Consider the following 13,744-nt stretch of genomic DNA (forward strand, 5'->3'; position numbering starts at 1 on the left):
AGCTTGATGACCATAGTAAGTCGGTCCCACCCCTTCCCATCCCGAACAGGACCGTGAAACGACTCTACGCCGATGATAGTGCTGCAACCAGTGTGAAAGTAGGTTATCGTCAAGCTAGTTATTTAGAGAAATCCCCATCAGCCTGAACGCGCTCAAGATCGTGCTCGGTGCAGGTGGGGATTTTTTGCATTTACAGCAGTTCCAGGTTGGCGCCGCGCAGATTGACCAGCAGCGCATGGCCGTTGCTGTCGATGCGAAACTCGCCGTATTTGGCCTGCTCCCATCGTTTTGCCTCGCCTTCCTTGAAATACCACGCATTGCTTGCCGGCTGCAGACCGCTTTGGGTATTCACCAGCTCGATCAGGATTTCATTCGTGGCCGGCGGGCCTTCGGATGCGGCGCGGCGGATGACCGCAATCCCTCTGTCGTCAATGGCGGCGACGACTTTGACGTGCCGGCCAACGACGTTCAGATCCGGCGAGCTGAAGTTGAGGCGCATATAATCGCCTTGCATCAGTGAGCGCGGGTCGACCGGCGCCAGTGCAATAAAGACCGTTCGGCCGCTTCGGATCAGCTGCTCATTTTGCCAGATGCCGCCGTTGACGACCACCAATACTGCCAGCAATGTCAGCGCCATCAGCTTGGGTATCTGACCAGGTTGCGCTGCGCTGCGCATACCGCGGGGGCGGCTTGACCACCCGATCAGTCCAAACGCAGCGCCGCTTGCCGCCATCAGGATTGCCTTGGTGGTCAATGGCAGCGCCAGCTGGTAATAGATACAGCCAACAATCCAAGCTGCCGCAACGGCGGCGGTTGTTGCCAGTATCGGCCGCGCGCTGGTCGCACATATCGCCAGCACCAGCAGCGCGGCGCCGAGCGGGGGCATCATCCAGCACAGGGCGAGCAACAGCAAGGCCGCGAGCAACATACGCGGCATGCGGCAAGCCGGCCAGTGCCATGCCAGCCAGGCGGCGCCGGCGATGGCCAGCAGCAACGACAAGATGCGTGATAGTGGCGCGTCGCTGAAGTCGACGGCGACCTGGAAAGGTTCTGCCAGCACACCGATCATGAAGCTCTGACCAGTGCTGTATGCCAATCCCAGCAACAGCATCGCGGCCCAGCCGGAAGCGATGGCGTCGAGTGCCATTGCTTCTTCCGCTGTCGTGCCGGAAACTGGTCGCGCGTCTGCCCAGGCCACGGTGGCGGTCCATACGAGCGCCGCACAATACAGCCCGTTTTGCCAGTTTCCCCGCCAAAAAAGGCGGTCTTCGCCAAACATCATGGCAAACGCCGCGCAGGCCAGCGCGCCTAATAAGGTGCGCAGCCACAGTTGGGGGACTGCCCAGGCTGCGCCCAGGATTACCAGCATCAGTGCGGCGCTGGCCAGGACGGTCGACAGATCCCGGTAAAATCCGAAGGCCAGCAGCACGCCCGCCACCAGCAGCGCTGGAAAGCCGAGTTGTTCGACGAATTCGGGCGTATAGCGGCTGCGTAGCAGGAATAGGGCGGTGCCGAGGATCAGTACGCCAACTGTGTAAGTTAGCGACCCTCGTTCCAACGGTGAGCCCAGCGTGATGAACAGCACGGCGACGAAGGGGATCGCCGCCAGCCATGCCCCTAGCCCGGTCATCAAGACCACCGGCCAGGGATGCGCCGTGGACGTTGGTGTGGCGTCGGATGGCAGGATGCCGCCGGCCACCGCCGCTTTGATCAAATCGTTCAGTTTTTTGCTGCTCATGCGATGTGCTCCGGTTGATGCGTGTGCGCCAACTCCATGATCAGCTTGACCGTGAGGGCCAACAGCGCCGCCGCTACGCATCCCGTCAACAGGATTGCCGCAGTCGACACACCCCTGCCTGCGATGAGTGTTCGCGCCAATCCGCCCATCAGCACGACGTTGGCGCCGAAGCCCAGGGCGCTGACGACGAACACGTCAAACATATTGCGCAGGCTGAAGACGAAGATCAGCGCAGCAATGCTGGTCAGCGTTACCATGTACATTGCGCCGAGCTGTGGCCCAAGCAAGCTGTAGATGGCGACCCAGCACAGGCCTGCGGTCGCGTAGATCATACTCAAGCGCATCGGCCAAAGTCCGGCGCCGACGGGCGCAAAGCGGAACAGCGCCGCGAGCGCGACGGCTGGCACCCATGAGCTCAGGCTGGCCTCGAAAAATCCCAGGCCCGGCACGGCCCGGTAGGCCAGCCAGGTGGCGGTCAAGGCCACCACCGCCCATGCGGTCCACAGGACGTCGTGGCGAACGCCCAAGCAGAGCGGAACGGTCAGCAAGGCCCATACTGCGAATAGTTCCCATGGATCGGCGCCGGTCTGGTAGGTCTGCCCGAAGTGGGCGAGCAGTCCGCCGCAGGTGATGAAGGCCACCAGCGACAGGGGCACGCGCGTGACCGGGCGCCGCCAGGCGCCCAGCAGGGCCAGGATGAGCAGCGCCTGCAATAGCGCGAAGCGTCCGGCGTGCGATAGCGAAGGCCAATTGGCGGCGATCCAGAACAGGATGCCAAGCCCGCCGAGGGCGGCGCCCAGCACTGCCAGGCCGTGCTGCAGCCGCTGCGCGAGCGAAGGAGGCGTCTCGTCGAGTGCGGCAAGTTGGCGCAGGGCGGCATGTTGCTGGACCGATAGCTGGTACTTGTCGGTCAGGGCAAGAATGGCGAGACGGAGACTCATAAGCACCTCACAATTTGATGTATTGCTTACACAGTAACATTGTCTCTGTGGGCAGCGTCGTGACTTAATGCAACGTCAGCTCACTATTTGTGGGCAGCCGTGCGATTGAGTTGTATTATTTACCGGTGTCCAATCACCTGAGGTAGCTCCATGGCAGAAGCAAAAAAGTATCGCTTGGTAACGCGTAGCGATTTTGATGGTTTGGTGTGCGCGGTGCTGCTCAAGCATCTGGATTTGATTGACGAGATCGTGTTCGTCCATCCGAAGGATATGCAGGACGGTAAAATTGCCATCAGCGACAACGACATCACCACCAATTTGCCGTACGTGCCGGGCGTGCACCTGGCGTTTGACCACCATTTGTCGGAAACCATTCGCAATACCGGAGAGCGCAGCAATCATGTGATCCATCCGGAGGCGCCGTCGGCGGCGCGCGTGGTCTACGATTATTACGGCGGCCTCAAGGCGTTCCCGGCATCGTGGGACGATATGATGGCGGCGGTCGATAAGGGTGATGCCGCCCGCTTCAACGAGCAGGAAGTGCTGCATCCGGAAAACTGGGATCTGCTGAACTTCCTGATGGATGCGCGTACCGGCCTGGGCCGCTTCCGCGAGTTCCGCATCTCGAACTACAACCTGATGATGGACCTGATCAATTACTGCAAGGACCATACGATCGAACAGATCATGGAACTGCCGGATGTGAAGGAACGCAAGGAGCTGTACTTCGATCACGCCGAAAAGTGCAAGGAGCAGATCCGCCGTTGCGCCACGGTGCACAAAAACCTGGTCGTACTGGACCTGCGCAATGAGGAAGTGATTTTTGCCGGCAACCGCTTCATCATCTACGCGCTGTTCCCGCAGACGAATATCTCGATCCACGTGCTGTGGGGCCTGAAGAACCAGAACACGGTTTTCGCCACCGGCAAGTCGATCCTGAACCGTACGTCGAAGACCAATATCGGCGCGCTGATGCTGGAATACGGCGGCGGCGGCCATGAGAATGCCGGCACCTGCCAGGTGGATAATGAGCGTGCAGAAGAGGTGTTGGAAGCGCTGATCTACCGCATTAACAGCGAAGGCTGACAAAATAAAAAAGCGCCCTCGGGCGCTTTTGTCATTCCTGCTCAGGCAGGGCGATGTGATCGTCGGTACTGAACTGGTAATCCTTGAACACGTGCTCCGCGCTCAGCAGTTGGTACTCGCCATCCGGCTTCTTGAACGACGTGTCTTTCAGCTTGTAGGTATAGTGGCCGCAGGTCCAGCAGTTGAAATTGCGCATGTGGGTGCACAGGCAGGTCTTGTCCATCACCACCACGTTCTTCAGTTCCGGATGCGCCGCCACTTCGCGGTTGTACGAGTTGATGTAGGCGCAGTTGCCGGTTGCGTCCAGCAGGTAGCCGTACGATTCGCAGCCGGGACGAATGCCGGAGCCGATCGCTGGCGTACTCTTAAGCATGCGCATCGGATAGCCGGTCGGCGAGATGCCGTTGACGATGATGTCCTCTTCCGACGCCTTGAAGTATTCCTGCTTGACCTTGTCCGGCAGGCCGCATTCCCTGGTGACGGTGAAGCGGGTCGCCACTTGCACGCCCGCCGCGCCGGCTTCCAGGAACCGGACCGCGTCGGAACCGGTGAAGATGCCGCCGGCCGCGATCAGGGGAATGTCCAGCTGCTCTTCCTTGAAGTAAGCCAGCAGTTCCAGCATGATGGTCATCAGGTCGTAGTCTTTCCAGTCTTCCGGACCGAAGCCCAGGTGACCGCCGGCCAGCGGGCCTTCGACGATGACGTAGTCCGGCAGACGGTTCAGCTTGGCGTTCTTGCGCAGGAAGATCTGCAGCGCGCGCACCGACGACACGATAATGCCCAGCTTGGCTTCGCGGAAGCGCGGGTGGTCGGCCATCAGCGCGAACGAACCGAAGTGCAGGCCGGCCGACAGCGTGATGCCGTCGATGCCGGCGTCCAGTGCCGCGTTCAGGCGGGTGCGCAGTGTTTCGCGCGGGCCGTTCATGGTCAGCTTTTCCATGCAGTTGACGAAGATCAGGCCCGAGCCCTGCTTGGCGCGCATGGTGGCGCCGATGTGCAGGCGCTGCGCTTCGGCCAGGCGCTGCAGGTCGAACTGCACCATGGACTTGTCCATGTTGTTGATGTTGTGCTTGTAGAGCTTGGTCTTGTCCTTGACGAAGCTGGTGTCAAACTTGCGGTCCGAGACGTCTTCCACCATGGCGTCGGAGATGTGGCCGATGCCGCCCAGGCGGGCCGCTTCCAGCGCCAGTTCCGAGGTCGAGATATCGACCCCCATTCCGCCGATCATGATGGGCACATACTCTTCATTGCCAAATCGCAGGCGGAAATCATCAACACGTTTCATTGCTATCCTTAGACTACCGAGGTTATTTGCGGTCGCGCGGCAGTACGCATGGTCGGGGCTCCGACTTATTCTACTCCATGTGTACTACAGCTATGTGACGGCGCGGCCGTGCCGGGCACGGCCGCGCGGACGGACGGGGATCAGTCGCGGAAGTTGTTGAATTCCAGCGGCAGGTCGGCGACCTCCTTGCGCAGCAGCGCCATGGCGGCCTGCAGGTCGTCGCGCTTGGCGCCGGTGATGCGCACCGACTCGCCCTGGATGGCGGCTTGCACCTTCATTTTGCTGTCCTTGATGGCGCGCACGATTTTCTTGGCGTCGTCCGATTCGATGCCGTTTTTCACCGTGATCACCTGGCGCACCTTGTCGCCGCCGATTTTCTTGATTTCGCCATCGTCCAGGAAACGCACATCGACCTTGCGCTTGGCCAGCTTGCTGGTCAAGACGTCGCGCACCTGCTGCAACTGGAACTCCGCATCGGCGGTGACGGTCAGCTCGCGCTCTTTCTGTTCGACGGCGGCGCCGGTGCCCTTGAAGTCAAAGCGCGTGGCGATCTCCTTTTGAGATTGCTCGACGGCATTCTTCACTTCGATCATATCGGCTTCCAAAACTACATCAAACGACGGCATAACTATTTCCTTTTCGTGAGGCACGCAGCCCGCATGGATCCGGCTGCATCAAAGACTGATATTTTAACGGACAACCTGCCCAACGCTGCCATATCGGCGCTGGTTTTTTGCTTGTTTCGCTCTATAATCGATGAAATTTCCTGATTATTTTCTCATGCCCGCCTCATTTTCTGTCTTACATCAATTTCCGCTGCATTCCCTCAACACCTTCGGCATCGCGGCCAGCGCGCGCGCCTATTTGCGCGTGACAGAAAAAGAGCAATTGCTCTGCGTTTATGCCGATGGCGCCTGGGCTACTTTGCCCAAGCTGGTGCTGGGCGGCGGCAGCAATGTGCTGCTGACCGGCGACTTTGACGGCCTGGTGTTGCACATCGCCTTGCAGGGCAAGGAAGTGCTGGAAGGCACGCAACAACATTATTTGGTGCGCGCCGCCGCCGGCGAAAACTGGCACGCGTTCGTACAGTGGACGCTGGCGCAAGGCGTCGGCGGGCTGGAGAATCTGTCGCTGATTCCGGGCACGGTCGGCGCGGCGCCTATCCAGAATATTGGCGCCTACGGGCTGGAAATCAAGGACGTATTCCACAGCGCGACGGTGTTCGATCCGCGCAGCGGCGAGACGCGCGTGATGGAGGCGTCGGCTTGCCGCTTCGGCTATCGCGACAGCATCTTCAAACGCGACGAGGGCCGCCACCTGATCATTCTGGACGTGACATTTGCGCTGCCCAGGCAGTGGCAGCCGAATCTGCGTTACGCCGAGCTGGCGGCCGAGCCGGGCCTGGGCAATGCGCCGACGCCGCAACAAGTGGCCGACGCGGTGATCGCGATCCGCCGCCGCAAGCTGCCCGATCCGGCGGTGATCGGCAACGCCGGCAGCTTTTTCAAGAATCCGGTGGTGCCGGGCGCGCAATGTGCGGCGCTGCTGGAGCGCTTCCCGAACCTGGTGCACCACGCGCAGGCCGATGGCAGCGAGAAGCTGGCCGCCGGCTGGCTGATCGATCAATGCGGCTGGAAAGGCCGCAGCCTGGGCGCGGCCGGGGTCTATCCGAAACAGGCGCTGGTGCTGGTGAATAACGGCGGCGCCAGCGGCGCCGAGGTGGTGGCGCTGGCCCAGGCGATCCAGGCCGACGTGCAGGCGCGTTATGGCGTGCTGCTCGACCCTGAACCCGTGTTCATCTAAGGACGCGCAGCCTGCACCAGCTCAATCGCGGTGCGGGCGTCTTCCGGATAGACCGAGCAGCCGGTGTGGCAGGCGGTGCGCAGTGCGGCGTCGCTGATGCCGGGCAGCGACTCGCCGGTTACCGACAGGCTGATACGATGCAGCTGGCTGGTGACGATCGAGCGCCGCGACGCCATGTTGAGAATCACGCCGAATTCATCGTGGCCGATGCGCGCCACCAGGTCGCCGGCGCGGCATTCGCGCTCGATGCGGCGCGAGATGTCGGCCAGCGCTTCTTTCAGCGAGGCGATGCCGTTGATGCGCACCACCGCCACGCCCAGATGGCCGTTACTAGCCTGCGCCGCCGCCAGCCTGGCCTGCAATTGCTCGTAGAAGAAGGAACGGTTGGCGGTGCCGCTGGCTTCGTCTAGCGTCAGGCGCTGCTTGAGCACATTCGGGCCTTCCTGCGTGGCGCGCTGCATCAGCATCGCCGCCATGTTGGCCAGCAGTTGCGCGATCTCCGCTTCGTGCTGGTTGAATTCGCGCGGCTCCTTCCAGATCAGCTTCATGACGGCGAGGGCGTCATCGCCGGCAATCAGCGGCACGATCACCATCGCCCGCAGGCCGACCTTGCGGCACGCTTCGCGGTTGACGCGGTCGTCGGTTTCGCTGTCGGTGCACAGCGCCGCCGTGCGGCTGGTCAGCACACGGCCGGACAGGCTGTTCGCCACCGGCATGCGCAAGCCCAGTTGCGCTTCGGCGATGCCGGTGGCCGAGCGGTAGACGATGGCGTCATCTTCCAGCAGTTCGACCACGGCGCCGTCGGCGCCGGTCAGTTTCACCGCGCGCGCGGACGCCGCGTCCATGACGGCGGCGAGGTCATTGCCCAGGCCAACCAGCTGGACCTGGGCTTCGATAATCGCGAGTAGCTTGTGTGATGGTATGTTCATGGTCGTAAAAAAAGCAGACCGCAGGCTAATGCCGTTAAGTTAGCAACGTCGTTCCCGCGCAAGCGGGAATCCATGCTGCGTTTGCCCGGCAGACGTCCTATGGATTCCCGCTTGCGCGGGAATGACGATGTGAAATTCCAGCTTAACTTAACGGCATTAGACCGCAGTCTGCTTTTGAGTTTAGCCGAAGTGGCAGACGTAATCGAGGGTTTCCACCGTTTCGATGTCGAATTTGCTGTTGCCCGCCACCTTGAAATGCTGGCCGGCGGCGTAGGTTTGCCAGTCGCTGGCGCCGTCCAGCCGCACCTTGCACACGCCGCCGACGATTTCCATGATTTCCGGCGCGCCGGTGTTGAAGGTCAGGCTGGACGGGAAGATGACGCCGACGGTTTTCTTGCTGCCATCGGCCAGGATGACGGTGTGCGAGACGCATTTGCCGTCGAAGTAGATATTCGATTTCTTGACGACGCTGACTTGATCGATTTGAGCACTCATGCTGCGGGGTTTCCTTGGTTCGATGTTGTGAGACCGGGCGTGTCGTCCGCGCTCATCACGCGGTTGCGGCCAGCACGCTTGGCCGCGTACAGCGCCTGGTCGGCGAGGCGGATCAGCTCTTCGACCGAAGACGCCGGCGACGGCACCAGACTGGCCACGCCGATCGACATGGTCACCGAGGACAGGTCCGTGGTCGCTTGCGGATTTTCGATCGCGAGCTGTTCCAGATGGCGGCGGCACGACTCGGCCACGATCAGCGCCCCAGTCAGTGGTGTCTCCGGCAGGATAATCGCAAACTCCTCGCCGCCGTAGCGCGCGGCCAGGTCGGCCGGTCGCTTCAGGTGTTCAGTCAAAACAGCCGCCACCTTTTTCAGGCACAAGTCGCCCGCCAGGTGGCCGAAGCTGTCGTTATAGCCTTTGAAGAAGTCGACGTCGCACATCAGCAGCGTCAGCGGCTTCTTGTCGCGCTGGCCGCGCTGCCACTCGATGCGCATGGTGTCGTCGAAGCGGCGGCGGTTGGCAATGCCGGTCAGGCCGTCGAGCGCCGCCAGTTTTTGCAGTTCGATGTTGGCGTCGGCCAGCTGCTTCTGGCTCTCGCGCAGGAAGCGGAAGGCCTGGTCGCGCTGCAGGCGGCTGATGTGGGCGCCCGAGTGGTAGCGCACCCGCGCCAGCAGTTCCAGCTTGTCCGGCAGCTTGACCATGTAGTCGTTGGCGCCGGTGCCGAAGCTGTGCGCCTTGAGTTTCGGGTCTTCCTTTGCCGACAGCACGATCACCGGCACGTGGCGCAGGCTCTCTTCGGCGCGGTACTGGGCGATCTGGCCGAAGCCGTCGATGGCCGGCATCACCAGGTCTTGCAGGATCACGGTCGGCTGCAACTGCAGCGCCGTCTCCAGCGACCTGGTGGCGTCGGTCACGTAGTGGAATTCGATGTCCGGCTGGTCGCTGAACATGCGCCGCACGGCTTCGACGATGATCAGCTGGTCGTCGACCAGCAGTACGCGTACCTTGAAGGTGGTGAGGACCGGTTCTTGATCTTGTACGATTACATGTGCTTCGGACATCAGGTTTCTCTTAGGTTGTTAGCTACGTCCGCCCAGGGTGCTGCGCAAGACCGGTCCGATCTTCGACAGCGGCAGTATCATTTGCGCCGCGTCCAGTTCCGCCGCCGCGCGCGGCATGCCGTACACCGCGCTGCTGGCCTGGTCCTGGGCGATGGTAGTCTGGCCGGCGCGCCGCATGGCCAGCAGGCCTTCGGCGCCGTCGCGCCCCATGCCGGTCAATAGTACACCAATCGCTTCGCCTTTCCAGTGCTGCGCCACGCAGTGGAAGAATACGTCGACCGAAGGACGGTAGGCATAGTCCTTCGGATGGGCATCGTAACGCAAGCGCAGGTTTTGATCCAGCGTCAGGTGGTCGTTGCTCTTGGCGATCAGGATGGTGCCGGCCACCAGTTCGTCGCCTTCCTCGGCGGCGCGCACCGGCATCTCCAGCTGCTCGCCGAGCCAGCGCGCGAAGTTGTCGGCGAAGTGCTGGTCGATGTGCTGCACCACCACGATGGCGCAGCCGCGCGGCGCCTTCCAGCCGGCCAGCAGCTTGGACACCGCCACCGGGCCGCCGGTGGAGGCACCGATGGCCAGCAGCGCGGTGACTTTTTCGGTGTCCGGGTCGGCGTGGCCGTTGCCGCCGTTGGCGGCGCTGCGCGGCAGCATGGCCTGGTTGCCGCCGCTGTGGCGTATCAGCTTGTCCATGGTGCGGATCTTGGCCAGCAGTTCGGCGTCGCCGCCCGGCTGGCCTTGCAGCACCGGCGTGGCGGTGACGTCCAGCGCGCCGGCGCCCAGCGCGCGGAACACCTGGTTGACGTTGTCCTGCGGGCGGCCGGTCACCACCAGGATGGCGCACGGGCTGTGCTCCATGATCTGGCGCGTGGCTTCCACGCCGTCCAGCTCCGGCATGTTAAGGTCCATCAGGATCAGGTCCGGCCGGCTCTCGGCCGCCATGCGCACCGCCTCGGCGCCGGTGCGCGCGATCCACAGCACCTGGTGCTCGGCGGTGCTGGCGACCACCCGCCGCAGCGCCTCGGCTGCCATGGCGACATCGTTGGCGATGGCGATCTTCATCTACGGGCGTCTCCAATCAGGTCGCTGACGGCATCGAGCAGCGTCTCGTCGTGGAAGCTGCCCTTGGTCAGATAGTAGTCGGCGCCGGCCGACAGCCCGCGTGCGCGGTCCTCCGGCCGGTCTTTGTATGACACTATCATGACCGGCACTTTATGCAGGTGCAAATCCTTTTTAATTAAGGTTACCAGTTCGATACCATCCATGCGCGGCATGTCGACATCGGTGATCACCAGATCGTACTCGCCGCTGCGCACCACGTTCCAGCCGTCGATGCCGTCGATGGCGATATCGACCAGGAAGCCGCGGCTGAGCAGCAGCTTGCGCTCCATCTCGCGCACGGTGAGCGAATCGTCGACCACCAGAATGCGCTTGGTCTTGCGGCGTTCGGCGGCGTCCGACTTGGCCAGTTGGTGCAGGCCGCCTTCGTGCAGCAGTTTGTCGATCGACAGCAGCAGGTCCGGCACGTCGAGGATCAGCACCGGGTCGCCGTTGTCCAGCAGCGCTGCGGCGGAGATGTCGCGCATCTTGCCGAAGATCGGATCGATCGCCTGCACCGCCAGGCTTTGTTCGCCGAGGATGGCATCCACTACCAGCGCGTAGCGGCGCGCGCCGGCGCCGATCACCATCACCGGCAGCTCGCTGCCTTCGGCGCTGGTGTCGCCCAGTTCCAGCACCTGTGCCGCCGACACTAGTCCCAGATGCTCGCCGCCGAAGTCGAAGAACTGCTTGCTCTCCAGCGTGTGGATGGCCGTTTGCGGCACCTTGAGCACGCGCTCCACCTGCACGATCGGCACCGCGTAGGCTTCGCCCTTGATGTCGACCACCAGTGCGCGCACGATCGACTGCGTCAGCGGCAGCGTGATGTAGGTGCGGAAGCCGACCCCCAGTTCCGACTCGATGCGCACCGTGCCGTTTTGCGAGCGGATGGTTTCGTGGACGATGTCCAGGCCGACGCCGCGGCCGGAGATTTCGGTGATGTTTTCCTTCAGGCTGAAGGCCGGCAGGAACAGGAACTCCAGCAGCTCCGCCGGCGACATGGCGGCCGCCATCTGCGCCGGCGCCATCTTGCGTTCGATCACGCGGGCGCGGATTTTTTCCAGGTCGACGCCTTTGCCGTCATCGCTGATTTCGATGCTCAGCATGCCGGCGCGGTGGCGCGCTTCCAGCACGATGGTGCCGGCGCCCGGCTTGCCGGCGGCGACGCGGTCGGCCGCACTGTCCATGCCATGGTCGATGGCGTTGCGCAGCATGTGGTTGATCGGGCTTTCGATCTTGGCCAGGATGTCGCGGTCGACCAGTGTGTCTTCGCCGATGATGTGCAGCTGCACGTCCTTGCCCAGGCTGCGCGACAGGTCGCGCACCGTGCGCGGGAAGTGCTGCACGCCGTCGCGGAAAGGCCGCATGCGCAGCGTCAGCACCTCGTCCACCATGCCTTGCGAGACCGCCAGCAGACGGCGTTCATAGGCTTCGATGTCGGCGATGTGCTCCAGCACGAACTGCTTGAGCGGATGGGTTTTCTGCAGCGCCAGAAGGGACTTTTCCTTCAGGCTGGCGTCGGTGCTGTTGGAGATGGCTTCGTGCAGCTGCTCGATCAGCGAGAACAGGCTACTCTGGTTGCGCTTGAAGCGCTGCAGGTTCTGCACGAAAGGATGCATCTGGTGCGCGTTGATGCGCGACTCGCTGGCCAGCGACAGCAGCTTGTCGAAGTTCTGCGCATGCTTCATCGGCGCCACGGTGCGGCGTTCGTGGGCGTCGTCGGCTGCGGGCGGCGCGTCATTCCCGCGCAGGCGGGAATCCATACTTTGCGTGTTATCAGGCGCACTATGGGTTCCGGCCTGCGCCGGAACGACGGGCGGCGGCGAAAAATCGATTGGTTCGGGCAGGAAGGCGATGGTGCTGATCGAATCCATGGTGCGTTTGATATGCTCACCGTTGGCGGCCAGCCAGCCGTCCACTTCGGCGTCCTGCAGGCGTGACAGCTGCAGGATCAGATCGACGCCGGCCAGCAGCACGTCGACGCGGTTGGCCGTCAACGCCAGCTTGCCGTTTTGCGCGGCAATAAAGGCGTCCTCCATGCCGTGCGCCAGCTGCACCACCACTTCCAGGCCGACGATGGAAGCCGCCCCCTTGATCGAATGCGCCGCGCGCATCATCGATTCGACCGCGCTGGCGTCGTCCTTCAGGCGCTCCATCGCCAGCAGGCCGTCGGTCAGGATCTGGGTCTGGCTGTCGGCCTCCATGCGGAACAGATCCAGCATGGAGAACTGGCTCAGGTCTCCGTTGTTATCCACGCTCATCGCAGGGTCCTCGCGAGTTGGTAGCCGATCAGCGCTTCATCCAGCATGCCGATGCGCATGTCGTCATGCGTGATGACGCCGGTGAGAAAGCGCGACAGGCCCTTGTTGATGGTGGCGGCCGGCGCCTGCACGCTGGCGCTGGCGTAGCGCAGGATGCCGTGCAGGTCGGCCACCGGCAGCGCGTAGGCCTGGTCTTCCCATTGCGTCAGCAGCAGGCGCGCGAAAGTGTGGCGGTGGGTGGCCGCTTCGCCTTCGGTGTCGTCGATGCCCAGCAGGGCCGCCAGCGACATGCACGGATACAGCGTGCCGCCGACGTTGACGATGCCGCTCAAACCACGCGAGGCGCGGTGCGGCAGGCGGTGCGGCGTAGCGATCGGCGCCACCGAGACGAACATGCGGGTCGGCAGCGACAGCCATTCGCGGCCAATGCGGAACACCAGGCACGAGCTGTCCTTCTGCTGGCCATCGGTGGCGGCCTGGCGGAAGTGCGCGGCCCAGTCTTTTTTATAGCTGTCGCCGACCGGGCGTTGCAGGTTTTGCTGCGCGGCGCTGGCGTAGACCTCGCAGTTGCGGCAGTGGACGTACTGCTCCAGCCTTGCGCAACTCTGGTCGCCATTCACGCCGATGACGTTCCAGCAGTCCTGGACGTCGATGGTGGCGGGGGAGGAAGTCGTTGTGCTCATGGGTTAGCGTCTTCAGGATGCTTGCTGGCGTTTGTAGATGCGGGCGGCGCGCGCCTTGAGCGCGGCGGCGCCGCTGGCGTCGTCGTTGGCTTCTGCCAGCAGCGCCAGGTGGCACAGCGCTTCGTAGTGGTCCGGCTGCAGGTAGATGCAGCGCTTCCAGTAGTCTTCCGCCATTTTCGGTTTGTTGGTCAGCTCATTGAGCAGGCCGAGGATGAAGTAGGCTTCGGCCGATTCCGGATGCAGCGCCAGATGCTCGCGGCAATGCTGTTCGGCGGCCTTGACATCGCCCAGGTCGGCCAGCCGGCGCGCAGTGGCCAGCAGGTCCGCGGCGATCGCCGGCGGCGCGCCTGGCGCGGCGCTCGGCGTGGCG

The 13,744-nt window shown here is 62.9% G+C and carries 13 protein-coding genes and 1 rRNA gene; 3 read left to right on the forward strand and 11 right to left on the reverse strand.

The window, feature by feature from the left end; all coding sequences use genetic code 11:
- The first annotated feature begins 2 nt into the window (after positions 1-2).
- Positions 3-115, forward strand: a 5S ribosomal RNA gene (gene rrf / locus GTP55_RS28485).
- A gap of 75 nt (positions 116-190) precedes the next feature.
- On the opposite strand, the gene GTP55_RS28490 is transcribed toward rrf, so the two are convergent.
- Positions 191-1,738: a GDYXXLXY domain-containing protein gene (locus tag GTP55_RS28490; RefSeq protein WP_161048145.1), complete on the reverse strand. Its 1,548-nt coding sequence runs from the start codon at positions 1,736-1,738 to the stop codon at positions 191-193.
- Positions 1,735-2,679, reverse strand: coding sequence for a DUF2157 domain-containing protein (locus tag GTP55_RS28495; protein ID WP_161048146.1), 945 nt, complete (start codon positions 2,677-2,679; stop codon positions 1,735-1,737). The genes GTP55_RS28490 and GTP55_RS28495 overlap by 4 nt, the downstream gene beginning before the upstream one ends.
- A gap of 150 nt (positions 2,680-2,829) precedes the next feature.
- Here GTP55_RS28495 and GTP55_RS28500 point away from each other — a divergent pair, with 150 nt between their 5' ends.
- Positions 2,830-3,765, forward strand: coding sequence for an exopolyphosphatase (locus GTP55_RS28500; protein ID WP_161048147.1), 936 nt, complete (start codon positions 2,830-2,832; stop codon positions 3,763-3,765).
- A gap of 31 nt (positions 3,766-3,796) precedes the next feature.
- On the opposite strand, the gene GTP55_RS28505 is transcribed toward GTP55_RS28500, so the two are convergent.
- Both GTP55_RS28505 and GTP55_RS28510 read right to left on the reverse strand, forming a co-directional pair.
- Positions 3,797-5,050, reverse strand: a complete 1,254-nt coding sequence (locus tag GTP55_RS28505; RefSeq protein WP_161048148.1) for a nitronate monooxygenase — start codon at positions 5,048-5,050, stop codon at positions 3,797-3,799.
- A gap of 140 nt (positions 5,051-5,190) precedes the next feature.
- Positions 5,191-5,676, reverse strand: a complete 486-nt coding sequence (locus GTP55_RS28510; RefSeq protein ID WP_161048149.1) for a YajQ family cyclic di-GMP-binding protein — start codon at positions 5,674-5,676, stop codon at positions 5,191-5,193.
- Between the two features lie 154 nt (positions 5,677-5,830).
- Between GTP55_RS28510 and murB the strand changes: the two genes are divergently transcribed.
- Complete coding sequence (gene murB, locus GTP55_RS28515; protein WP_161048150.1) at positions 5,831-6,853, forward strand: UDP-N-acetylmuramate dehydrogenase; 1,023 nt, start codon at positions 5,831-5,833, stop codon at positions 6,851-6,853.
- Here the strand turns inward: murB and GTP55_RS28520 are convergent.
- The 7 genes from GTP55_RS28520 to GTP55_RS28550 form a co-directional block, all read right to left on the reverse strand.
- Positions 6,850-7,782, reverse strand: a complete 933-nt coding sequence (locus GTP55_RS28520; protein ID WP_161048151.1) for a sensor domain-containing diguanylate cyclase — start codon at positions 7,780-7,782, stop codon at positions 6,850-6,852. The two genes, murB and GTP55_RS28520, sit on opposite strands and share 4 nt — an antisense overlap.
- A gap of 180 nt (positions 7,783-7,962) precedes the next feature.
- A complete protein-coding gene (gene ppnP / locus GTP55_RS28525; RefSeq protein WP_161048152.1) occupies positions 7,963-8,277 on the reverse strand; it encodes a pyrimidine/purine nucleoside phosphorylase in 315 nt (104 codons plus the stop codon).
- Positions 8,274-9,338, reverse strand: a complete 1,065-nt coding sequence (locus tag GTP55_RS28530; protein WP_161048153.1) for a diguanylate cyclase — start codon at positions 9,336-9,338, stop codon at positions 8,274-8,276. Before GTP55_RS28530 ends, ppnP begins: the two co-directional genes overlap by 4 nt.
- An 18-nt stretch (positions 9,339-9,356) precedes the next feature.
- Entirely contained in the window at positions 9,357-10,394 is a 1,038-nt protein-coding gene (cheB, locus tag GTP55_RS28535) for a chemotaxis-specific protein-glutamate methyltransferase CheB (protein ID WP_161048154.1), read from the reverse strand.
- Complete coding sequence (locus GTP55_RS28540; protein ID WP_161048155.1) at positions 10,391-12,691, reverse strand: hybrid sensor histidine kinase/response regulator; 2,301 nt, start codon at positions 12,689-12,691, stop codon at positions 10,391-10,393. The genes cheB and GTP55_RS28540 overlap by 4 nt, the downstream gene beginning before the upstream one ends.
- Entirely contained in the window at positions 12,688-13,374 is a 687-nt protein-coding gene (locus tag GTP55_RS28545; protein ID WP_161048156.1) for a chemotaxis protein CheW, read from the reverse strand. Before GTP55_RS28545 ends, GTP55_RS28540 begins: the two co-directional genes overlap by 4 nt.
- A gap of 12 nt (positions 13,375-13,386) precedes the next feature.
- A partial coding sequence (locus GTP55_RS28550) for a tetratricopeptide repeat protein (protein ID WP_371868475.1) occupies positions 13,387-13,744 on the reverse strand: 358 nt, incomplete at its 5' end.

It is taken from the genome of Duganella margarita, from assembly GCF_009857535.1.
GTDB classification, from domain to species: Bacteria; Pseudomonadota; Gammaproteobacteria; order Burkholderiales; family Burkholderiaceae_D; genus Rugamonas; species Rugamonas margarita.